Origin of the sequence: Enterobacter sp. ZOR0014 (genome assembly GCF_000798855.1) — a bacterium.
GTDB lineage: Bacteria > Pseudomonadota > Gammaproteobacteria > Enterobacterales > Enterobacteriaceae > Enterobacter > Enterobacter kobei.
On the sequence record NZ_JTLF01000091.1, the window covers coordinates 1 to 23,457 of the forward strand.

Below are 23,457 nucleotides of genomic sequence, written 5' to 3' on the forward strand. Positions count from 1 at the left end.
CATGATGGCAGTTCACATAGGCGTTTACCTTACGCGTGGTCGCGTAAGTCCAATTATCTCGCATTGGAAGGGGCCTGATTGTTCTTTCAATCGCGATTTCTGTTTACGAAATTTATACCGCTGATGATAAAGTTTCTGAATCAGGCAGACAGATAGCTATTAACGGTGCAGGTATTGCTGGTGCTGCTGCAGGTGGCGCAATGGCCGGATTAATGTGTGGGCCAGGCGCGCCTGTTTGTGTGCTCATCGGTGGCTTCGTCGGCGGCGCTCTTGCTGCATGGGAAATGGGACGTTTGTGGAATTGATTATGCAACAGGTTAATTCAATATCTTTGGTTAAGGTTCGCAACGCTACCGATGTATCTCAGGCTCAATCTGACGTTGTGCTAAATGGTAAAAGCACCGGCATTATTGTACCGGGGCAAGTGTTTGAAGCAGCGGTCCAGGTTAATGAGCAGCGTTACATCCTGTTTCTTACGGATGACATTATTTTCGAGGAATTCCTGACGATTGCCCTTATTGACGTTCATGACGGACTTAAAGAAATTGTTCGTATTGGAAATGAGTACTCGACAGGGAGTTTTTCGGATCTCCAGATCACTGACGATAGCGTAGATTTCAGGTTTATTGGGGACAATATCTGGACACTGAAAGTATCAGTTTCACCTCGCCTGCGGCTTCCTTTTGTTTCCGATCCAAAAGGTGTTAAACGGGAGTCTGGTCTGAAAAAGTACATAACGATTTCTGCCACACCGGCGTCGGAAAACGTAAGCTGAAGTCATTATTTAACATAATGAAAAGGCTTTCTGCTGAGCTTGATAAATGCTTCTGAGAATTATGCAGACACAGATAGCCAACCAGAATCGGTAATAACCCCATTCATCTGATGAAATCCTGAAAGCCTACTCGGTACAACCGCTGCGGGCTGTTCAATACCATCCCCCCACCGCTCCCCTTTCCCTTTGACACACATCAACGACACCTCCCCTCCCGCGATTCAGAATAAAAAAATACCACCCAGCGCTACGGATTAGCCGCCCCCACCCGGAAGGAAACCCACCATGTACAGACCCATAACCGTCATCATCTTCATTCTCCTGACCCTCGCCGCCCTCGCAGAAATAGGCGTTTTATCCTTTGGATAATCCTCAGGCGAAATACCCCGCGTCAGGATGCATTAATCTCATTACAGTTTTTTCCTAAAGCCATCCCGCTTCGCCTGTGCCATGCTGAATTACGCTCATAACCGAAAACGTTAAATGAGGACATTATGAAAAAAACAATTATCGCATTATCTGCCGTTCTGCTGGCTTCCCCAGTATTTGCTGCGACCACACATGCAACTGATGATACCGTCGCGGCAGCGAACGCAAACGCCAATGAGGCGAAGCAAAAACTGCACGAAGAGCAGAACAAAGGTGAAGAGCTGAAGCTGCAACAGCAGCATGCTGCGGAAGGTAAAAGCGAGAGCCTGGGTAGTAAAGTCAGCGAAGATTCCCAGAAAGCCTGGCATAAAACCAAAGAAGGCACCGAGAAAGGGTGGGATGCCACCAAAGAAGGCGCTGAGAAAGGCTGGAACAAAACCAAAGAAGGTGCCAGCGAGCTGGAAAAGAAAGTCACTGAGTAATCTTTACGCTCAAAAAAAGGCCGCGCTTGCGGCCTTTTTTATTTCTTCGAATACAATTAGCCCCTCAGGCGTTTACGCAGTGCGCGTTTATCGGAGAAACCACTATGTATCGCCTTTTTGCCATTCTGACCGCCCTTCTGTTATGTCCTTCCCTGTACGCCGCCCCAAAAAGCTATCTTATCGACAGCGATAACACCGCCATTCGGCTATCGTGGCATGCCTTCGGCGGCATTCTCTCCTGGGCGACGTTCAGCGGCGTGACGGGTGCCGTGACGCTCAACCCGGATAACGACGTCGACGACCATATTCACGTCACCATTCCCGTATCAACTCTGGTGGCTTCTAACAAATTGCTCACCTGGCAGCTGAAAAGCGACATGTTTTTTGAATCCGAGCGCTACCCGACCATCGAGTTCATTAGCTCACGCGTGGTCGCTCAGAGCGCCGGGCGGTTCAGGGTATTCGGCACGCTGATCGTACGAAACATTGCCCGGCCGGTGATCCTGGAGGCCGTGTTGAAAGACCCGCATGCACAGTCCCCCCGGCTTGATGCCACCACGGCGATCTCGCGCGCATCCTATGGAATGGATAAGTTTGCGCTGGTCGTGGACGATCGTATAGCCATTGCCATTGCAATCAAGACGAACGATGTGCCGTCATCCTGAGATGAGGCGCTGTAGCTGCTCCGCGTTTGCCCGCAGGTGAGACGGCGGATTGCGGCCAATAAGGACAAACTGATAGCCCGCATCCTGCCACCACGCCAGGTTCATGCTGTGCCGCTGCTCCTGGCGGAGCGAGGCCGTCGCCTTCTCATCGACAGGCGAGATACAGAGCGCCATTGGGCCGTAGTCGGCGTTGAGCCAGGCAATCTGCGCGATAGAGGTCGTTTCATAGCGCAGCATGCGCACCATTTTAAGCTCTGCCCCTCGCAGAATAAGCTGCGACATAGTTAGCTTCATGCCGATATCCTGCGCCGCCCGTTCGAGCCCGCGCTGCAGGACCGGCGCTGCGCTGTCCATATCCAGCAGCGTCTCGACGCTGTACAGGGACATATATTGCGCTTCGAGGTCGCGAATATGGGCGTTCTCATCCGCTGGCGCGGAAGCGGGCCGCAACAGGTAGCCCAGCCCGGAGCCGACCATCAAAAAGCTGACCGACGCGGCAATCAGCGCCCGCCTGCTGACGCCAACCGGCGTGGAGGGCCGTGGGTCAGGAAGCGCCGTCAGACGCGCCTGCATCGTCTCAAGAGGCGCATCATCCAGCAGGGAGGCAAACGCCCCGGCGTAATCCTGGCTGCTTTTCATCAGTTCGGCGGTTCGCCCGGAGAGGCGTTCGTCACTGTTTAAATGCTCTTCAAATTGCTGTGCGTCGGCGCGGCACATCTCGCCATCTATCCATGCCACGATAGCGTCGTCGTTATAGGGCGGTGCAAAACGGTGCGCGTTCAAGAACGTTTCTCCTTTACCGGAGGCAGTGCGTCGGCGGACCTGGCAAGCCGAGCCCGTGCCGTGGCCAGCCGGCTCATCACGGTACCGATCGGCACTGCCAGCGTGTCCGCCGCCTCCTGGTAGGTAAAGCCTTCGACATAAACCAAAAATACCGCGTTACGCTGGGCTTCGGGCAAGGCGTTAACGCGCTGCATCACCTTCAGATAATGCAGGCGCGTCTCATCCTGTTCGCGGGTATCCGGCGCGAGGAGTTCGTCGCTGGCCACAAATCCCTGCCCCTGACGCACGTATCGCGCCCGAAGTTCAGAGATCCAGATGGAGTGCAGGATCGCGAACAGCCACCTGTCGATGCGTGTGCCCGGCGTATACTGGCTGCTTTTTTCAAGCGCACGCACGCAGGTGGACTGAACCAGCTCTTCGGCGATATCCCTGTTGCGCGACAACACCAGTCCATAGCGCCAGAGACGCGACAGGTGTGCGGCTAACTGTTGACGAACCTCACTGGTTGCGATGAGTTTTCCCTCCACGAGAAAATCAGGATTCCGGATGTCCGTTGATGGCGGCCTGCAGGTCGCGATACTCCTCGCAGGACTGGCCACAAATACCGGCAATCACCTTCAGTTGTTCTTTCGCGAGATCGGGTCGTCCTTTTACCATCCACGCTTCACCGAGATACTCCCGGGCTTTGGCATAATCCGGTGCGATAGCCAGCGCGCGCTGGTAGTAACCAATGCCTTCGTCCGTACGGCCAAGTTTGCGCGTGGCGAACCCGCGATAGTTCCACGCTTCAGCCGTATTGCTATTTTTCAGTGAATCAAGCAGATTCAGCGCCGCCTGGTACTCCCCTTTCTTCGCGAGATGGTACGCATAGTTGGTTTTGTCATGATCGCTGAGGCTGCTGCTCTTGTCCGGCACGCATTTCTGGGTGGCGCTGTCATACACTTGTCCGGAAGGACAGTCGGGCGTTTTGCTCTCGGTACTATTATCGCCCATTGCCAGCGCCAGCGGAGACAGCAGGGAAAAAATCAGCACCGGGATCAGGCGAAACGAGGTCGTGTTCATATAAAGCTCCTGGGTTAGAAGGGAGTGACGTCAGTAAACGCCCGACTGGCGGTTTTTATTCATTCTTCCGCGATTTTTTACCGTCCAGAAAATCATGCCTGCGACGTAATCACATTGAAAATAAATCAGGTTATTTTATATCTATCTTCGCATTTTTATTATCCTGCAACCGCTAGCAGAGTTTTAACCCCCTACAAGAATATATTTTATTACATCGGTGATATAATATATCTTATATCAAAAACGTTACCCTAACTTAAACACACATTAAGCACGATTAAATAATCACAATTTAAATTATATTTAAAACATCTCCCACCAATAATTACACTGCATCTTCAGGATGACTAAGTCACAACACACGGAAAATAAAAAGACATTAAAAACATAACGATAGAAAAACACATCAATAAACACCATCAATACATTAATGCCCTCTTCATTGTTTACCCCTTTATTTACGCAAGCTTAATTTGCACATTCAGAGTTTTCTGGCTATATCATTTTTATCTCCTCAAAACGAATTCCTCTATTAATTACAGGGTTTTAAAAGACGCAAAACACAAATAAAACGTATTTCTTTCATATGTAATTAGATTCGCTCTGATGTTGCCACTCTGAATTCTGGCGGGCATCGTTCGCTCTAAAAAAGACGGTGAGGACTGTTTAATTAACAGTCACTCCGCCGGGGGCGCCCTTTACCTTCTACAGAGATGGCTCGTCTTGCTCGCCGTTCACGGTAACTCTGCTGGAGTCATAACGAAATGAGCCAAATCTCTGTTATATCAAAACTTACTGGCGTGGAAACTACGACGGAAGGCACACAGGTTACGCTGAGCCATTCCTCTATCGTTGAGCTTCATGTAGAGCGAGCTGATGTCTCCCATTTCGCGCGAAGTGGTAACGATCTGGTGGTGACACTGCACTCAGGGGAAGTAATAACCCTTAAAAATTTCTACGTCACGGACGCGCAGGGCGTAAGCCAGCTGGTACTCCAGGACAGCGACGGTGCGTTATGGTGGATAGAAGATCCTGCCGGGGCCGCCACGTATGAATCTATCGCGTCGACAGACGTGCTGCTTGCGGCATCCGGAAGTGATACCGGTGGCGCGGCCATCTGGCCATGGGCGCTGGGCGGTATTGTTGCCGCAGGCGGCATCGCGGCGGCGGCAAGCTCCGGTGGTGGTGGCGGGGGGGGTGACGATGACAATAACGGTAACCCTAATCCTAATCCTGACCCCGGCACGCCAGGTGAACCTTCAACACCGGATACCACGCCGCCGAATGCACCTTCGAACCTGACGTTCTCGTCGGACGGGAAAACCGTCACCGGTACCGCTGAACCCGGCAGCACAATCACGCTGAAAGATGCAAACGGCAACGTTATCGGCACAGGGAAAACCGGCAGCGACGGCAACTTTACTGTTTCTCTCGGCACTCCGCTGATCAACGGTGAACATGTCACCGCAACTGCGACGGATGCGGCAGGGAATACCAGCCAGAGCGCAACGGTGACCGCGCCGGATCTCACCGCCCCCGATGCCCCAACGATTGGCAGCGTAACGGACGATGTCGGCCCTCAAACGGGGGCGCTGACTAACGGCAGCAGCACCAACGATCAGCGGCCGCAGCTCAGCGGCACCGCCGAGGCGGGCTCAACCGTGACGATCTATGACGGCGGGATCGCCATCGGCACGGCCGTCGTCTCCAGCAATGGCACCTGGACATTCACCCCGTCAGTTGATCTGAGCGAAAGTACCCACCAGATTACGGTGCGGGCAACTGACGCCGCCGGTAATACCGGCCCCGCTTCACCGGTCTTCACGCTGACCGTCGATCTCACCCCGCCGGCAACGCCGACGGCGATCGTACTGACTGACGACACGGGGGCTATCAGAGGAACCATCACCTCTGGCACCCCGACCGATGCATCAAAACCGATCCTGGCAGGAACGGGTGAGCCGGGCGGAACCATCACCATTTACGATAATGGTGTGGTCGTGGGTACCACAACCGTACTGCCCAACGGCACCTGGAGCATCAGGCCAGACGGTCCGCTCCCGGACGGAGCACACTCGATAACCGTCGTGGAAACCGATGCCGCCGGAAACCAGAGTGCGGCATCAGCGCCTATCACCTTCACCGTTGACACTACCCCGCCGCTGGCCCCCGGAAACCTCGTCGTGTCAAATGATGGCGGTTCCATCAGCGGTACCGCAGAGCCGGGCAGCACGGTGACCATCCGGGATGGCAATGTCATCCTTGGCACGTCGGTGGCAGACAGTGAGGGTAACTTCACCCTGACGCTGACCCCGCCTAAGCTCAACGGCGAAACGCTGACCGCAAACGCCACCGATGCCGCAGGCAATACAGGCCCCGCAACCGCGGCGGCGGCACCGGATACGACCCCACCGCAGACCCCGGTTATCGTATCGGTGATTGATGACGTGCAGGCCACAACCGGCCCCGTGGGTCAGAATGGGCTGACCAACGACCGGGCACCGACCCTGAACGGCACGGGCGAACCCGGTTCAACCATCACGATATCTAACGGCAGCGATATTCTCGGTACGGTGAATGTCCCCTCATCCGGCCTGTGGAGCTTTACGCCGCCTGTACCACTGTCTAACGGTACGTATGTGCTGACGGCGACAGCAACAGATGCTGCCGGTAACCCGAGCGGCCAATCGAACGCGTGGACGATTACCGTTGACGGCACAGCACCAGATGCCCCGGTGATTACGCAGGTCGTGGACGATGCTCCCGGGGGAACGCTTGGCTCGCTCAACCTGAATGACACCACCAACGACGCCACCCCGACGCTGAGCGGCACCGCCGAGGCAAACGCCACGGTCACCATTCGTGCTGACGGGGTGGTGATAGGTACCACCGTCGCTGATGGCCTCGGTGCATGGAGCTTTACCCCTTCCACACCACTGGGAGAGGGTCCGCATACCCTGACGGCAGTTGCAACCGATGCGGCAGGCAATACAAGCGGCGTGTCCAACAGTTGGGGGCTGATAATTGACAGCGTGGCGCCCGCTACGCCGGTCATTACTCAGGTGGTGGATGATGCCCCCGAGGGCCTCGGTGCGCTTAGCCCCAACGGCAGTACCAACGACACCACGCCAACGCTCAACGGCACGGCTGAACCGGGCTCAACGGTCACCATCCGCCTGGATGGCGCCGATCTTGTCACGGTCCCGGTCGGAAGCAACGGCACGTGGACCTATACCCTCACCGCTCCGCTTGGCGAAGGGCCTCATTCTTTTACCGTTGTCGCCACCGATGCGGCAGGTAACACCAGCCTGCCGTCAACCGGCTTCAACGTTATCGTCGATACCACACCGCCTGTGGCCGCGACTATCGCCAGCGTGACGGATGATGTCGGCGGCGTTCAGGGACCGCTCAGCAGCGGCGATACCACCGATGACACCCAGCCGCTGCTGCAGGGTACTGCACCGCCTGACGCGGTCGTCACCGTCTATGACGGCACAACGCTGCTCGGCACCGCCACCCTTGACGGAAGCGGCGGCTGGAGCTTTACGCCTGTTACCCCGCTCACCGACGGCCCGCATTCGCTGACGGTGCATACCACGGATGCCGCAGGCAATACTACTGTCTCCAGCCCGTTTGTGCTGACGGTGGATACCGTGGCGCCTGCCACGCCGGATATCCCGGCAATTACCGTCAATCCTGACGGAACAGAAACGCCGCTGAACCCGGGAGAAACCACCCGCGACACCACGCCGACCCTGAGCGGCACCGGCAATCCGGGCGATACGGTGACGATCTACGACGGTGGCGTCAAACTTGATGATGTCGTGGTGGACGGTACCGGGAACTGGACCTGGACGCCTGCCACACCGCTGCCTAACGGCACCTATGACATTACCCTGACCGTGACCAACATGGACGGCACGGGTAACGAAAGCGCGCCGTCACAGCCGGTAACCATCACCATTGACACTGACCCGCCAGTGACACCTGCGGCACCGGTTATTACCGACAGCGTCAGTCAGGTCACCGGCCCCGTTCCCGATGGTGGAACCACCAACGATCCGCGTCCGGTCCTGAGCGGCACCGGAACGGCGAACGACGTTATCAACATCACCGACACCGTCAATGGCATACCGACCGTTGTTGGCACCGTCACGGTAGACAGCACCGGCAACTGGAGCTGGCGTCCTGACAGCAATATTGGCGAGGGCAGCCACGTCTATACCGCCACCGCTACCGATGAAGCGGGCAACGTCTCTGCCGCGTCACCGGCGATCACCATCACCGTGGATACCGTGGCACCGGATACGCCGGTAATTAGCGCCGTTGGCGGCGAGCCGAGCGGTGGCTTCATCACAGACGCCACGCCGACAGTTGGCGGTACGGGTGTTAACGGTGAGACGGTGATCGTCTACAACAACGGCGTCGAAGTGGGACGCGTCGTCGTGGCTAATGGAGAATGGAATCTTGACCTGCCAGCCCAAACGGACGGCCCGCTGAATATCACCGTTGCGGGCGTCGACGCGGCAGGTAACGTCAGCGCGCCCAGCCCGGTATTTACCGTGACACTCGATACCGTTGCGCCTGCGATCCCGCAGATCAATGCCGTCTCAGATAGCCAGCTCACCAACAATGTGCTCTATACCCGCGACGGTGTACCAACGCTCACCGGAACCGGTGAACCGGGATCGACCGTTATCGTCTCGGTGGATGGCACGCCATCCGCCGTACCGGTAACGGTTCAGCCGAACGGCTCCTGGACCTGGACAGCCGACAGTACGCTGGCGGATGGACAACATACCTTTACCGTATCGGCCAGCGATCCAGCCGGTAACACCTCAGCCAGCTCTGCGCCGCTTAACGTCACGGTTGATACTCTCGACCCAACCGCCCCTGACAATCTGAACCTGGCTGCAGAAGGGACGCCACTGACCGGTACCGCCGAAGCGGGAAGCATCATTACCGTGATGAACGGTAGCACCGTCATTGGGACTGGTGTTGTCGACAGCACCGGCAACTTCTCCATCGCGGTCAGCCCGGCACCGCAGGACGGCGCGTCTCTGACCGTGAGTGCCGCCGATGCTTCGGGGCGCACCAGCCCTGATGCGACTTACAACGTCATCGGTACGTTGCCTAATCTTCCTGATATTCCCGTCATTACAGCAATCAACGATGACGCAGCGCCGCTCACGGGCGATGTAAAAGGCAAAACCACCAATGACATCACGCCTACGCTGACCGGTACGGCCGAAGCGGGCAGCCTGGTAACCATCTATCAGGACGGTGGCCTGACGCCTGTGGCGACGGTAACGGCCGACGGCAGCGGCAACTGGAGCTATACACCGGCCGCGCTTGGCGAAGGTCTGCACTCCTTTGAGGTAACCGCGACACTCAACGGTGCGACCAGCGGCCGCTCTCCTGCCGCCAGCGTCACCGTTGACCTCACCGCACCGGGCACACCGACCATCGGCGCGGTGATTGACGACGTGGGTCCAGGCACCGGTCCGTTAACCAACGGCCAGACCACCAACGACAACCAGCCGACGCTGACCGGCACCGGCGCGGTGGGAGATACCATCTCCGTCTATAACAACGGGACGCTGCTGGGCAGCGCAGTGGTCGGCAATACCGGCACCTGGAGCTTCACGCCACCTTCTCCGCTGGCGGAGGGCACTCACGTACTCACCATCCGCGAGACCGATCCGGCGGGGAACCAGAGCGCGCCTTCTGCGGGCTTCACCGTTGTGGTGGATACCGTTTCCACCACGCCGGTCATCACTAACGTAACGGATAATGTGGGCAATTCCGCCACAACCGTGGTCAGCGGCACACCAACCAACGACGCCACGCCAACCCTTTCAGGAACGGCGGAAGCCAACAGCGTGGTGACGATATTCGACGGCGGCACGCAGATTGGCGTGGTTACGGCGGACGGCACCGGCGCATGGACGTTTACCCCGGACACCGCACTCGCCGAAGGCTCGCATAGCTTCACCGCTCAGGCGACAGACCCGCAGGGTAACGTCAGCGCAGTCTCAGGCGCCTGGAGCGTGGTGGTTGACCTGACAGCACCGACGGTGCCAACGCTGGATACGGTGAATGACAACGTCCCTGGCGGCATCACGGGCAACCTCACCAGCGGGCAGGTAACCAACGACAGCACACCAACGATCGGCGGTACCGGACAGGCGGGCAGCACCATCCACATCATGAACAACGGTACGCAGATCGGTACTGCAATCGTCGACGGAAGCGGAAACTGGTCCTTCACACCGACCACGCCGCTGGTCGACGGCAGCTACGCCCTGCGCGTGTACGCAACGGATGTCGCGGGCAACGCCTCGGCTAACTCCTCCGTCTTCACCTTTACCGTCGATACCGCAGGTCCGGTCGTGCCAGTAGTGACCAGCGTGATCGACGATATCGCACCAGTCACCGGGACGCTTACGTCAGGCAACACCACCAATGACGCGCGTCCGACCTTCAACGGCACGGGTGACGTGGGTTCTACAGTGCATGTGATCGTTGATGGTAACGAAATTGGCACCGCCGTCGTGAATGCCCAGGGTAACTGGACCTTCACCCCGGGGAGTGACCTGAGCGACGGGCCGCATGCCATCACATTCAATGCCACCGACGCGGCAGGCAACACCGGCAGTACGACAGCGCCGTTTAACCTGACGGTAGATACTGGCGTGCCGTCTGCGCCGGTTATCTCAACCGCAGCAGACAACGTGGGCAGCGTTCAAACCCCACTCTCCTCCGGGCAGAGTACCGACGACACCACGCCGACGCTGAACGGCACCGCGACGGCCAACGCCACGGTCACCGTGTATGAAAACGGGCAGCCGATCGGCACCGCGCTGGCAGACGGTACCGGCGCATGGAGCTTCACGCCGTCAACGCCGCTGTCCAGCGGCAGCCATACCTGGACCGCCACCGTCACTGATGCTGCGGGGAACGTCAGCCCGGCTTCGCCAGGCTTTACCCTGGTTGTCGATACCACACCCCCGAACGCGCCGGTTATCAGCCAGGCGATAGACGACGTAGGCAGCATCACCGGCCCGATCACGTCCGGGCAGACCACGGACGACACCGTACCGCGCCTCGTCGGAACCAGTGAACCGTTTGCCACGGTGAATATCTATGAGGGAACCACGCTGGTCGGGACAGGGACTGCTGACGGCACCGGTAACTGGAGTATCTTGCTCAATACCACGCTGACAACGGGTGCACACAGCTTCACCGCCCAGGCGACGGACGCGGCAGGCAACACCAGCGTGTCGTCGGCAAGCTTCAGTCTGACGATAGACACCACGCCGCCTGCGCTGCCAGTGCTCACCAGCATTCTGGACGACGTGGGCAATGCGGCAACGCCCGTTGCTAACGGCGGGTTGACCAACGATTCCCAGCCAACCCTCAGCGGGACGGCGGAAGCCGGATCGACGTTGAAAATCTTTGATAACGGCGTGCAGATTGGCAGCGTGACGGCCACCGGCGGGGCATGGAGCTTTACCCCTTCCCCGGCGCTGGGCAACGGTTCGCACAATTTAACCTTTACCGCCACCGATGCGGCGGGCAACGTCAGCGCGCCAACCGCCGGGTATGTGATTAACGTTGATACCCTTGCCCCGGCAGCGCCCGTCATCAGCTCGGTGATTGATGATGTGGGCAGCGTCACCGGACCGGTAACCGGCCCGACCAACGACACGCGCCCAACGCTAAGCGGGACCGCAGAAGCCAATGCGACGGTACGGATCTACGATGGCATCACGCTGGTCGGTACCGTCACCGCGGATGCCAGCGGCAACTGGACCCTGCCACAAACCACCACCACGTTGACGCAAGGCACGCATAACTTCACCGCCACGGCCACCGATGCGGCGGGCAACACCAGCGTGGCGTCCACCGTGACGACGATTACCGTCGATACAACCGCCCCAACGGCCCCTACCGGGACCTTCAACGCCGACGGTAGCGTGCTGACCGGGAATGCGGAAGCCGGCAGCACAGTCAGTATCCGCCTTGCGGACGGCTCAACGGTAACCGCCATTGCGGGCAGTAACGGCACCTACAGCTACACCTTTACGAATAAACAGACCGAAGGCCAGACGCTGCAGATCACCGCCACCGACGCGGCGGGCAACACCTCGCTGCCCGGCTCGGCGCTCGCGCCGGTGGTGCCGCTCTCCGCCAGCAATAACATCGAAGAGTTGGATCTCAGTACCACGGCCACCGTCACCAACAGCCAGTACAGCGACTACGGCTTCCTGCTGGTCGGCGCCGTGGGCAACGTCCTGACGCTGCTCGGGAACGACACCGCGCAGGTGAACTTCACGGTGGGCAACGGCGGGAGCGCGGATATCGTGGTGAACGCCAACGCCACGGGGGCTGTGCTCTCTCTGCTTAACACCCTTGAGCTGGTGGTGCAGCACTACGTCAACGGCGCCTGGACCACCGTGGTGGATACCGGACAGCCGCAGTTTGCTGACCTGCTGACCCTCGGTGCCACCGGCGTATCGCTGAACCTGACCGGGCTGGCTGACGGCAACTACCGTGTGCTCAGCTATAACACCAACCTGCTGGCGACCGGCTCCTACACCAGCCTCGACGTGGCGGTGAAAGAGACCGGTCCGGGCACGGTCACGGGCGATACCAGCCTCAACGGGAACGTGATTCTGGATACAGACCCGACCGCTGGCAGCGACAACGCCCCGGCCGGAACCACGATCTCCGCCGTTACGAATGCGCAAGGTGTTACCACCAACATCAATGCCGACGGGACGGTGGTCCAGGGACAATACGGTACGCTGACCATTAACCGCGACGGCAGCTACTCCTACACCCTGACCGACACCAGCGCGGCAGTCATTGGCCGGACAGAGAGCTTCACCTACACCATCACCCATAACGGCGTCAGCGCCTCGGCACAGCTGGTGGTGTCGCTCGGAACGGGAACCGTCAGCAACGGCATTGTCGCCGTGGACGATACCAACGCCCTGACCTTCGACACCAGCGTGCACGAAATCAATAACGGCACCTCGTCTCAGGGCGGCTTTACCCTGGTGGGTATCAATCTCGGCAACACGCTGGGGCTTAACCTGCTGGACGATATGACCAACCCCATTATCTATAACGTGGAGGAAGGCACCACTCGCACCATGACCATCCAGGCCTCCGTGGGCGGCGTGGCGCTGGCGTCGGTGTTTGATTTGTACGTCTATAAATTTAACAACGCCACCCAGACTTTCGAGCAGGTACGCGTCGAGTCGGGCTGGCTGCGTGCCCCGCTGCTGGGCGGCACGTCATCTCAGCTAACGCTGCAATTGCCTGCCGGGGAGTACCTGTTCCTGCTGAATACCGCGTCCGGGATCACCGCCCTGACGGCCTACACGCTGAGCGTTCTGCAGGATCATGTCTACAGCGTATCGAGTATCAGCGAGACGACCACGGGCGACGTGCTGGCGAATGACCCGGTTCCAGCAGGCACGCTGGTTACCGAAGTGAACGGCGTGGCGGTCAACGGCACTGGCACCACCACCATTCAGGGGGAATACGGTACGCTGACCATTAATTCATCCGGTCAGTACACCTATACCCTGAGGAGTGGTGTCGGTGTGGACCATATCAGCACGCCGGATACCTTCGTCTATACCGTCACCGCGCCAGACGGCACGAAAGACACGGCATCGCTCAACATCACTCCAACCGCCCAGCCGATGAATGCGGTGAACGATGTTAGCGCCGTGATGGATGTAACGTCAGTACACCATACGTCAGCGTACTCCGATACCACCGTGGGTACGGCAAGCTGGACGACTGCCTTGCTCTCGTCAACCCAGGGTAGCGGCAGCGGAACTTTTGTGGTGGATCCAAACACCGCGCTGCATAACGCCTCGCTGCACTTTAACGTGGCCTCGCTGCTGTCGCTGGGCGGACTGACGGTGAACTGGACAATCAGCGACGGCTCGGGCGTGATCCGCAGCGGCTCCTTCGGCGGCATTTCGTTACTGAACGGCAGTATTGACGTTCCGCTGACCGGGCTGGATCTCAACGCAGGGACCTACACGCTGAGCTATACCGGTAGCGTACCGGGGCTGAGCGTCGGGAACATTACCATTACCCCAAGCGTCAACGGCACCACTTACTCGCTGACTGATTTTGACGCCACGGGCACTCACACCGTCAACGGCAATATCTTTGACGGCACCGACTCGGGCGGCGTGCTGGATCAGCTCCACTCGGTGGATACACGCGTCAGTATTACCGGCTACAACGGCGTGACCACCACGCTGGATCCGTACACCGGCAGCGCCACCGTCAATATCACCGGCCATTACGGCACCCTGGCGATTGCTGCTGACGGGCATTACACCTATACCCTCAACAGCGGGGTATCGCTCTCATCCATGACCTCGAAGGAGACTTTCAACTACACCCTGACCGATGCCTCCGGGAAGACGGACAGCGCCTCGCTGACCATCAACATGGCGCCGCAGTTCATCAGCTCTGAACACAACGACGTCATTACCGGCACCGCCTACGGCGACACGCTGATTTACCAGGTGCTGAACAATACGGTAGGGAATGCCACGGGGGGGAACGTCAGCAGCACCGCGGGCGACCACTGGACCGGCTTCTCGCTGGCGCAGGGGGATAAAATCGACATTAGCGACCTGCTGGTGGGCTGGAACGGTAGCGCCTCCACGCTCGGGAACTACCTCCATGTCACTAATAGTAATGGTAATACCGTGATCTCCATCGACCGTGACGGTGCAGGGAGCACCTACACTAATACCACGCTCGTGACGCTTGATGGCGTTCAAACCACCTACGACGAGCTCGTTAACCAGCAACACATCATTACCACATAACAGCTGTAGTACTAACCCGGGCGCACAGCGCCCGGGGATTAATAATAAAGCTGCACTTATTTTATTAGGGACATGACATGGGAATGAAGATGCCTTACTGGTGGCTCTCGTGCTGCCTGATATCTGTGCCCGCTCTGTGCGCGAATCCGGCGGCGACCATCAATACCGGACAACTGCGCGAAACGCAGGAACTCCCCTCACTGAATGGCCGTGTCGCCCCTGCGGCTGGCAACGCCGCGCCCGGCTCATTACAGCTTGGCGAGGCCGTCAACCGTGCCGTTACCTGGCATCCGGCGATCGGTGAAGCCGTGGGCAAACTCTACGAACAGAGCGAAGAAGTCGACGTCGCCAAATCGAAATACTATCCGCAAATTAACGCGGGCATGGACAACGGATACTCCCACGACGGCGATCAGAACGGCTTTACGCCGTCGCTGGTGCTCTCTCTTTCACAAATGCTCTACGACTTCGGCAAAGTGGCCAGCCAGGTACGAGCCGAAAATGCTGGGGTTGCCCAGCAGCAGGCCAACGTGCTGGTGAGCATCGACACCATTGCCCATGATACCGCCGTCGCCATGGTGCAGGTGCAAACCTGGCAGCAGATGGTCGACACCGCCAAAGAGCAGCTCGATGCCCTCTCCTCAATAGGCACACTGACCCGTCAGCGTAACGACGAAGGGGCGACCTCGCTTTCTGACGTGGTGCAGACCGACGCACGTATTGAAGGGGCGCGCGCGCAGCTGATGCAGTATCAGGCCAGCCTCGACAGCGCCCGTGCCACGCTGATGAGCTTTCTCGGCTGGAACAGCCTGAACGCGATCAGCAATGATTTTCCGCAAAAGCTGGCCCGCAGCTGTGACATCGCCGAGCCGGACGATCGTCTGGTTCCGTCTGTCCTTGCCGCCTGGGCCCAGGCCAACGTCGCCCAGGCCAACCTCGACTACGCCGACGCGCAAATGACGCCAACCGTCTCGCTGGAGCCGGAGGTCCGTCACTATCTGAACGATCGCTACGCGGGCAGCGAAACGCGGGATCGCACGCAATATTCCGCCTGGGTGAAGGTGCAAATGCCGCTCTATCAGGGCGGCGGCCTCACCGCCCGGCGTAACGCCGCCGGACACGCGGTGGAAGCGGCGCAGTCGACCATTCAGCGTACCCGTCTTGATGTCCGCCAGAAACTGCTGGAGGCCCGCAGCCAGGTGATGAGCCTGCAAAGCACGCTGCAAATTCAGGGCCGCCAGGAGGCGCTCAGCGCCCGTACCCGCGAGCTTTACCAGCAGCAGTATCTCGATCTCGGCTCGCGCCCGCTGCTGGACGTGCTCAACGCCGAGCAGGAGGTCTATCAGGCACGCTTCACCCAGCAACAGACCCTTGGTCAATTGCACCAGTTACAGCTCAACTGCCTCTACAACACCGGACAATTGCGTCATGCGTTCGATCTTGATAACCGCACCATCCAGACCGTGGAGATCCAGCCATGAAGCAACGCGAAATCCCGCAAGAAGAAACAATGACGGATGAGGCGCTGGCGCAGTGGGCGCAGGCGTTTGGCTTTGTTGCCACACGCTACCGCGTCGCCTGCTCGCCCGGAGCGCTGATTGCGGGCGCCCCCTGGCTGAAAGGCAAACCGATGGTACCTGCCCTGACGCAGCTTGCCCGGGAAGCCGGGTTGACGTTCCAGCTGCTCACGGCCGATCGGCAGTCGATCAACAGTTGGCGCCTGCCGGTGGTGGTGGCGCTGAACGACGGAAAAATTGGCGTGGTCGACAGCTTCGACGGGGAAGACACGCTGGACGTCAGCTTTTTCGACGACAAGATGCATACCAACCGTCTGTCGATGAGCGCGCTGCTGCCCACCATCCGCCACGTTATTGCCCTGCGCCCGCTGGCCGCGCTGAAGGACAGCCGCGTGGATGCCTACATCTCGAAATACCGCCCGGACTGGCTCTACCGGCTGGTGATGCGCGATCTGCGCCCGTACAGTTGGGTGATGCTGGCAGCCTTGTTCATCAACCTGCTCTCCCTCTCCGGCATTGTCTTTTCCATGCAGGTGTATGACCGGGTGATCCCTGCCCAGTCCTACCCGACGCTTTACGTCCTGACCATCGGCGTGCTGATCGCCACCCTGTTTGGTTTTGTGCTGCGCGTGGCGCGCGGTCACATTATGGATCTGCTGGGCAAACGCTCGGATCTGCGGGTCTCAGACCGCGTGTTCGGCCACGCCCTGCGGCTGCGCCACAGCGCCATTCCGCGCTCCACCGGCAGCTTTATCTCCCAGCTGCGCGAGCTGGAGCAGATCCGCGAGATGGTGACCTCTTCCACCATCTCGACCATTGTCGACCTGCCCTTTTTCTTCCTGTTTGTGGTGGTACTGGCGATCATCGCGCCGCAGCTGGCGTGGATCGCCCCGGTCGCGGCGGTGATCATGGTCCTGCCCGGCCTGCTGCTCCAGAAGAAGCTGGCGGAGCTGGCGAAGCAGTCGGCGCATGAATCAACCCTGCGCAACGCGGTGCTGGTGGAGAGCGTGCAGGGGCTGGAGGACATCAAGCTGATGCAGGCGGAGAACCGCTTTTTGCAGCAGTGGAATAGCTATATCCAGATCACCGCCGAATCCGGCCTGCGCACCCGCGAACTGACGCAGAACCTGATCAGCTGGGGGATGACCATCCAGAGCCTGGTCTACGCCGCGGTGATTGTGGTCGGCGCGCCAATGGTGATCGACGGCACCCTGACCACCGGTTCGGTGGTTGCCGCGTCGATGCTGGCCTCCCGGATGATCGCGCCGATGGCGACGCTGTGCGGCGTGCTGGCCCGCTGGCAGCAGGTGAAGGCCGCCAAAGAGGGGCTGGACAGCATTATGCAGTTGCCGACCGAGAACCAGCGCGAAGAGACGCCGATCCGCCAGGACGTCCTGCGCGGACACTATCTTTTCGAACAGGCGCAATTTCGCTATCAACCGGACGATCCGCGCATGGCGCTACGCATTAACCGTCTGGAGATCAAGCCGGGCGAGAAAGTGGCGATCCTCGGACGTAACGGCGCGGGCAAATCGACACTGCTCCAGGCCATGGCGGGCGGGATGGATCTGGCGGCAGGCGAATTGCGGCTTGATAACCTCAGCCTGCCCCATCTCGACGTGGCGGACGTGCGGCGCAACGTCGGCTTTATGACCCAGAACGCGCGGCTGTTTTACGGCACCCTGCGCGAGAACATCACCCTTGGCATGCCACGCGCCACCGACGAAGAAATTTTCGCCGCGCTGGAGTTGACCGGCGCAGCGGGCTTTGTGCAGAAACTGCCCAAAGGGCTGGACTACCCGATCATGGAAAACGGCGTGGGGCTTTCCGGCGGGCAGCGGCAGTCCATTCTGCTGGCGAGGATGCTGCTGCGCGATCCGAATATCGTGCTGATGGATGAACCTACCGCGTCGCTGGATGAGCACACTGAACGGGAGTTTATCCAGCGTCTGGGCGACTGGCTCGGCAACCGTACTTTGATTGTCGCCACCCACCGCGTGCCGGTGCTGGAGCTGGTGGAGCGCGTGGTCGTACTGAAAGAAGGGATGCTGGTGATGGACGCGCCAAAAGCGCAGGCGCTTAACAACAGCCGCATTCAGCAACAGCAGCAGCAGGCAGCAACCGGACGGGAGTGGAAAAATGAAAATCAGTCAGCGTGACGTTGCCGCAATGGACGATCTGGATAACGCGCTTGAATCCGAAAGTGGCTACACCGGCGCGCGTCGAATCGTCATCTTCTCGTTGCTGATGTTTGTGGCTCTGGGCGTCTGGGCATGGTTTGGCGTGCTGGATGAGGTCTCAACCGGCTCGGGGAAAGTGATCCCTAGCTCGCGCGAACAGGTATTACAGTCGCTCGACGGCGGGATCCTCACCGAGCTGAACGTTCATGAGGGCGATCAGGTGCAGGCAGGACAGGTACTGGCGCGACTTGATCCGACGCGTTCCGAATCGAACGTCGGTGAAAGTGCAGCGCGCTACCGCGCGTCACTGGCCTCCAGCGCACGTCTGAATGCCGAGGTGAACGATCTCCCGCTAACGTTCCCGCCTTCGCTGGCAAAATGGCCGGATCTGATTGCCGCCGAAACGCGGCTCTACAACTCCCGCCGTGCGCAGCTGGATGATACCCAACGGGAGCTGCGCGCCGCGTTAGATCTCGCCAATAAAGAGCTGGCGATTACCCAAAGGCTGGTTAAAACCGGGGCCGCCAGCCATGTGGAGGTGCTGCGCCTGCAGCGACAGAAAAGTGACCTGGAGCTGAAGCTCACCGACGTGCGCTCGCAGTATTACGTTCAGGCGCGCGAGGCGTTATCCAAGGCTAACGCGGAAGTGGATATGGTTTCCGCGGTCCTTAAAGGCCGCCAGGATTCCGTCACCCGCCTGACGGTAAAATCCCCGGTGCGCGGGATTGTGAAAAACATCAAAGTCACCACCATCGGCGGCGTGATCCCGCCTAACGGCGAGCTGATGGAGATTGTGCCGGTGGACGATCACCTGCTGATTGAAACCCGCCTCTCGCCGCGCGATATCGCCTTTATCCACCCGAACCAGGAGGCGCTGGTCAAAATCACCGCCTACGATTACGCCATCTACGGCGGTCTGCATGGGGTGGTAGAGACCATTTCACCGGACACCATCCAGGACGAAGCCAAGCCGGAAGTGTTCTATTACAGGGTGTTTATCCGCACCAGCCAGGATTACCTGGTCAATAAAGCGGGCAGGCACTTCTCGATTGTACCGGGCATGATTGCGACAGTGGACATCAAGACCGGCGAGAAAACGGTGCTGGATTATCTGATTAAGCCGTTTAACCGGGCGAAAGAGGCGCTGCGGGAGCGGTAGTCAATCGCCTTACCAGTCCTACACACTAAAGCTAAGGGGAATGCGGTTTTCTCCCTCTCCCTGTGGGAGAGGGTTGGGGTGAGGGCGTCAGACCGCAACACAGAAAAAATTCACCGCCGATAGGGCGTTAAAACGGGCGAAAGCATTCGATATCAGCGCTGAATTCTGGCTGAATCTGCAACAAAATGTGGAAAACCGAGGGATGAGAATCCCCCCCTAACATAACCTCCCCCGCCTTATCTGCTAAAGTAGCCCAAATTCATTTTTCAGGAAGAAATCATGCGCCAACGAACCATTGTCTGCCCCATCATCCAGAACGACGGTGCCTATCTGCTGTGTAAAATGGCCGACGATCGCGGCGTGTTTCCCGGTCAATGGGCCCTCTCCGGCGGCGGAATGGAACCGGGCGAAACCATGGAACAGGCGTTGCGCCGTGAGATCCGCGAAGAGCTGGGCGAAGCGCTGGAGATCGTCTCGGTCACGCCATGGGCTTTTCGCGATGACATCAGGGTAAAAACCTACGCCGATGGCACCACCGAGGAGATTTATATGATCTATCTGATCTTCGACTGCATGAGCGCCAACCGGGACGTCACGTTTAATGAGGAGTTTCAGGAGATCGCCTGGGTTAATCCGGAATCGTTAAAAGATCTGGATCTCAACGAAGCTACCCGCATGACCTTCGCGCAAAAGGGTCTTCTTTAATCGCCCACTGCCCCGGCGTTTTACCGGTCCATGTTCTGAAAACCTCAATGAATGCGCTGACGCTGCTGTAGCCGCAGGACAGCGCAATCCACCCTACCGGCTTCCCCGCCGCCAGCCACTCCATTGCCCGCATGACGCGAGTCAGCTGCCGCCAGTTAACGAAGTTCATTCCGCCCGGCGAAGTGCGGTACGATTATACACCCCAACATACCGCGCAAATTTCCCTAGAAATACGCCGGCAAACACGCCGCCGGAGACGATCGCCAGCGCGCTCATGGCAGGTTGTTGCATCGTCTGAGGCGAAACCGCGCTCATCACCCCCAGCACATACTTCACGCCAAACGCCAGCATCATAAACGGCAGCGCGGTGTAGTCTGCCTGGCGGTAAAGCGTACGCGGCGCATCTGCCCGGGTGATAACCGCCCGCTTAATCAGGAGATACCCCAGCGCGGCACCGGCGAAGATCCCCGCCGTCCACAATGCGACAGTCGCAGGGGTCAACGTGCGATAGACCACCAGATCGTAAATATCCCACACAAGAAAGATCGCCGGGATAATGGCAAGCCTCTCCAGCGTAACGGTGGCGGGCCTGCGGGCTTTGATACCACGGGAGATGAGGAAGATAAACAACACCCACACCCAGGCGGGCGTGTGCGTAACAACACCGATCAGAAATTCAAACATGGAACTCACCATGAACGATCGCGGCCCGTGCCGCCCTGAACGCGTATTGCGCATAACGGCAGGAATGCCATTATGCGCAGGTCTTTTAAAGCGATTTCTTCAGGCGCTGCACCGCCTCTTTCAGCTGCTCATCTGTTGGTGTCACAAACGACATGCGCAGCGTGGTCTGGTCCGGCTCATTGCAGTAGAAAAACTCGCCCGGGACAAATACCACGCCGTTGCTTAACGTCTTTTCCAGCCAGCGGGTGGTATTCATACCGTTGTTCATTTTCGCCCACAGGAACATGCCGCCTTTAGGCTTGTGGAACGACATCACATCACCCAGCTCCGCTTCCAGTTCGGTGGCGAAGGTCTGGTATTTCTGGCGATAAGCTTCGCGGATCATCTTAATCTGCCCGGCCAGGCGACCGGTTTTCAGGTACTCATACGTCATTAACTGCGACAGCGTGCTGGTGTGCAGATCGGTGGTTTGCTTAAGGTTCACCACCGCACGCTTCAGCCACTCCGGCACCAGCACCCACCCTACGCGGGTGCCCGGCGCGAGTATTTTAGAGAAGGTTGAGGTGTAGACCACGTTCTCTTCGTTACCGATATCTTTGGCATGGGCAATTAACGGGCGGAAGACCTCATCGGTGTAGTTAATTTCGCTGTACGGGTCGTCTTCAATAATGACGAAATCATAGCGTTTCGATAATTCCACCAGATGTTTACGACGCGCTTCAGAGAGCGTCACGCCGCCCGGGTTACCAAAGGTCGGGACGATATAAACCGCTTTGATGGTTTTCTTTGCCACCAGCGCCTCAAGTTCGTCGACCTTCATGCCGTCGCCGTCGGTGCCGACGGACTCAAAATTCGCCTGCGCCAGGCCGAAAACCTGCAGCGCGGCAAGATAGGTTGGACGCTCGACGACGACGGTATCGCCTGGGTTAATTAATGCACGCGCCAGCACGTCGAGAGACTGCTGCGAACCGGACGTCACCACCACGTCATCGGCTTTACAGGCAATGCCACGTCCTTCACAGATGCGTTGGATCTCTTCCCGCAGTCCCGGAAAACCTTCGGTCAGACCATACTGAAACGCCTCGCCAAAATGTTGCGATAAGACGGCATCCGCGGCTATTTTAAGCCCTTCGTGATCGAACAAATCGGGGTTCGGAATCCCTCCGCCCAGCGAAATCACGCCAGCCATTTTGCTATGTTTTAATAATTCACGGATGGCAGATGATTGCAGGCCCTGCGCGCTGCTGGCGAGTTTGTTTGCAGACATTCTTTGATTACCTTCTTTTTTTATATTGTGCCCAATCTTAGCAGAATATGAGCGATAAATTCCGTTAGCTTCGGAAGAGGACGTAAATCCTGGCGCCACAATAAATGCACCGGCCTCGGCGCGGGGGTGAACGGCTCCAGTACCCGAATCAGCCTGCCGCTTGCCAGCTCTTCCGCCACCAGCACTTCCGGTTGTAGCAACAGCCCCGCCCCTGCGCGTGCCGCCATACGCAGGCCATAGCCGTCGTTACATCTTAAGATGGCATCACGCTTCCAGCGTACTTCCCCTTCCACGCCCGGTAGCCGCCACTCGTTACGCGCGGTCCATACCGTGTGCGAAAGACACAGATGATCCACCAGATCGGCAGGCGTTTGCGGCGTACCGTGTCGCGCTAAATAGTCCGGTGCGGCGCAGATCACCATGTTGTAGGGGCACAAATATTTCGCCACCAGATCGTCATTGCGAATATCACCAATGCGAATGGCCAAATCGACCCCCTCCTCCACCAAATCGACCATTCGGTTAGTCAGATCCAGTTCGATGCGCACCTGCGGGTAACGTTGTAAAAAGGTGGCGGTGAGCGGGGCGATCACGCAGCCGCCAAACGATGTAGGCGCCGTGACGCGCAGGGTTCCGGCCGGTGTGGCACGCAGGCGTTCAACCGCGTTTTCGGCGATTGAGACCTGCTCCAGCACCCGTCTGGCTTCTTCAAAATAGACGCGGCCCGCATCCGTCAGGCTCTGACGACGCGTGTTACGCTCAAGCAGGCGGGTGCCAAGCTGGGACTCCAGCAACGCAATATACTTTCCCACCATGACCGCCGACATCTCAAGGCGGGAGGCCGCGCCGGTAAAGCTGCCGCTTTCTACCACCGCGATAAACGTCTCCATGCCGCGAAGCTTATCCATATTCCGAACCTCTGGTTAGCAATCTTC

15 protein-coding genes are annotated in these 23,457 nt (G+C 58.6%); 8 read left to right on the plus strand and 7 right to left on the minus strand.

Annotated features, from left to right (window positions below):
- The first annotated feature begins 307 nt into the window (after positions 1-307).
- The 3 genes from L977_RS04300 (at position 308) to L977_RS04310 (ending at position 2,291) form a co-directional block, all read left to right on the plus strand.
- Entirely contained in the window at positions 308-775 is a 468-nt protein-coding gene (locus tag L977_RS04300; protein WP_047624946.1) for a hypothetical protein, read from the plus strand.
- A gap of 494 nt (positions 776-1,269) precedes the next feature.
- The gene (locus L977_RS04305) at positions 1,270-1,626 is read left to right on the plus strand and encodes a hypothetical protein (protein ID WP_047624948.1); all 357 of its coding nucleotides are present in this window, start codon (positions 1,270-1,272) and stop codon (positions 1,624-1,626) included.
- Between the two features lie 104 nt (positions 1,627-1,730).
- Entirely contained in the window at positions 1,731-2,291 is a 561-nt protein-coding gene (locus L977_RS04310; RefSeq protein ID WP_047624950.1) for a YceI family protein, read from the plus strand.
- Here L977_RS04310 and L977_RS04315 read toward each other — a convergent pair.
- The 3 genes from L977_RS04315 to L977_RS04325 are packed head-to-tail and all read right to left on the minus strand — an operon-like array spanning position 2,283 to position 4,136.
- Positions 2,283-3,074: an anti-sigma factor family protein gene (locus tag L977_RS04315; RefSeq protein WP_023331123.1), complete on the minus strand. Its 792-nt coding sequence runs from the start codon at positions 3,072-3,074 to the stop codon at positions 2,283-2,285. The genes L977_RS04310 and L977_RS04315 overlap by 9 nt on opposite strands.
- On the minus strand, positions 3,071-3,601 hold the full coding sequence (locus L977_RS04320) for a sigma-70 family RNA polymerase sigma factor (protein WP_048996643.1): 531 nt from the start codon (positions 3,599-3,601) through the stop codon (positions 3,071-3,073). Before L977_RS04320 ends, L977_RS04315 begins: the two co-directional genes overlap by 4 nt.
- A gap of 7 nt (positions 3,602-3,608) precedes the next feature.
- Positions 3,609-4,136: a tetratricopeptide repeat protein gene (locus tag L977_RS04325; protein WP_047624952.1), complete on the minus strand. Its 528-nt coding sequence runs from the start codon at positions 4,134-4,136 to the stop codon at positions 3,609-3,611.
- Between the two features lie 764 nt (positions 4,137-4,900).
- Between L977_RS04325 and L977_RS04330 the strand changes: the two genes are divergently transcribed.
- From L977_RS04330 to nudI, 5 genes are all read left to right on the plus strand, one after another.
- Complete coding sequence (locus L977_RS04330) at positions 4,901-15,010, plus strand: BapA/Bap/LapF family large adhesin (protein WP_047624953.1); 10,110 nt, start codon at positions 4,901-4,903, stop codon at positions 15,008-15,010.
- A gap of 77 nt (positions 15,011-15,087) precedes the next feature.
- The gene (locus L977_RS04335) at positions 15,088-16,491 is read left to right on the plus strand and encodes a TolC family outer membrane protein (protein ID WP_023331126.1); all 1,404 of its coding nucleotides are present in this window, start codon (positions 15,088-15,090) and stop codon (positions 16,489-16,491) included.
- A complete protein-coding gene (locus L977_RS04340; RefSeq protein ID WP_014884935.1) occupies positions 16,488-18,686 on the plus strand; it encodes a type I secretion system permease/ATPase in 2,199 nt (732 codons plus the stop codon). Before L977_RS04335 ends, L977_RS04340 begins: the two co-directional genes overlap by 4 nt.
- Before the next feature lie 10 nt (positions 18,687-18,696).
- Positions 18,697-19,866 carry an HlyD family type I secretion periplasmic adaptor subunit gene (locus L977_RS04345; protein WP_086527819.1) on the plus strand — a complete coding sequence of 390 codons (1,170 nt, stop codon included), beginning with the start codon at positions 18,697-18,699 and terminating at the stop codon, positions 19,864-19,866.
- A 279-nt stretch (positions 19,867-20,145) separates the two neighbouring features.
- Positions 20,146-20,571, plus strand: a complete 426-nt coding sequence (gene nudI / locus L977_RS04350) for a nucleoside triphosphatase NudI (RefSeq protein ID WP_045269196.1) — start codon at positions 20,146-20,148, stop codon at positions 20,569-20,571.
- Here the strand turns inward: nudI and L977_RS23575 are convergent.
- From L977_RS23575 to L977_RS04365, 4 genes are all read right to left on the minus strand, one after another.
- Positions 20,534-20,740: a helix-turn-helix domain-containing protein gene (locus tag L977_RS23575; protein WP_226856244.1), complete on the minus strand. Its 207-nt coding sequence runs from the start codon at positions 20,738-20,740 to the stop codon at positions 20,534-20,536. The genes nudI and L977_RS23575 overlap by 38 nt on opposite strands.
- Positions 20,737-21,255: a DUF6622 family protein gene (locus L977_RS04355; RefSeq protein ID WP_047624955.1), complete on the minus strand. Its 519-nt coding sequence runs from the start codon at positions 21,253-21,255 to the stop codon at positions 20,737-20,739. Before L977_RS04355 ends, L977_RS23575 begins: the two co-directional genes overlap by 4 nt.
- An 85-nt stretch (positions 21,256-21,340) precedes the next feature.
- Positions 21,341-22,522 carry an aminotransferase-like domain-containing protein gene (locus tag L977_RS04360; protein WP_032635745.1) on the minus strand — a complete coding sequence of 394 codons (1,182 nt, stop codon included), beginning with the start codon at positions 22,520-22,522 and terminating at the stop codon, positions 21,341-21,343.
- A 20-nt stretch (positions 22,523-22,542) separates the two neighbouring features.
- Complete coding sequence (locus L977_RS04365; RefSeq protein ID WP_014884942.1) at positions 22,543-23,430, minus strand: LysR family transcriptional regulator; 888 nt, start codon at positions 23,428-23,430, stop codon at positions 22,543-22,545.
- Positions 23,431-23,457: the final 27 nt, after the last annotated feature.

Bases quoted from the DNA above. Each gene is read 5' to 3' on its own strand.
- L977_RS04335 (WP_023331126.1), top strand. From the start codon at position 15,088: ATGGGAATGAAGATGCCTTACTGGTGGCTCTCGTGCTGCCTGATATCT.
- L977_RS04310 (WP_047624950.1), top strand. From the start codon at position 1,731: ATGTATCGCCTTTTTGCCATTCTGACCGCCCTTCTGTTATGTCCTTCC.
- L977_RS04360 (WP_032635745.1), bottom strand. From the start codon at position 22,522: ATGTCTGCAAACAAACTCGCCAGCAGCGCGCAGGGCCTGCAATCATCT.
- L977_RS04365 (WP_014884942.1), bottom strand. From the start codon at position 23,430: ATGGATAAGCTTCGCGGCATGGAGACGTTTATCGCGGTGGTAGAAAGC.
- L977_RS04345 (WP_086527819.1), top strand. From the start codon at position 18,697: ATGGACGATCTGGATAACGCGCTTGAATCCGAAAGTGGCTACACCGGC.
- L977_RS04355 (WP_047624955.1), bottom strand. From the start codon at position 21,255: ATGTTTGAATTTCTGATCGGTGTTGTTACGCACACGCCCGCCTGGGTG.
- L977_RS04325 (WP_047624952.1), bottom strand. From the start codon at position 4,136: ATGAACACGACCTCGTTTCGCCTGATCCCGGTGCTGATTTTTTCCCTG.
- L977_RS04330 (WP_047624953.1), top strand. From the start codon at position 4,901: ATGAGCCAAATCTCTGTTATATCAAAACTTACTGGCGTGGAAACTACG.
- L977_RS23575 (WP_226856244.1), bottom strand. From the start codon at position 20,740: ATGAACTTCGTTAACTGGCGGCAGCTGACTCGCGTCATGCGGGCAATG.
- L977_RS04340 (WP_014884935.1), top strand. From the start codon at position 16,488: ATGAAGCAACGCGAAATCCCGCAAGAAGAAACAATGACGGATGAGGCG.
- nudI (WP_045269196.1), top strand. From the start codon at position 20,146: ATGCGCCAACGAACCATTGTCTGCCCCATCATCCAGAACGACGGTGCC.
- L977_RS04305 (WP_047624948.1), top strand. From the start codon at position 1,270: ATGAAAAAAACAATTATCGCATTATCTGCCGTTCTGCTGGCTTCCCCA.
- L977_RS04300 (WP_047624946.1), top strand. From the start codon at position 308: ATGCAACAGGTTAATTCAATATCTTTGGTTAAGGTTCGCAACGCTACC.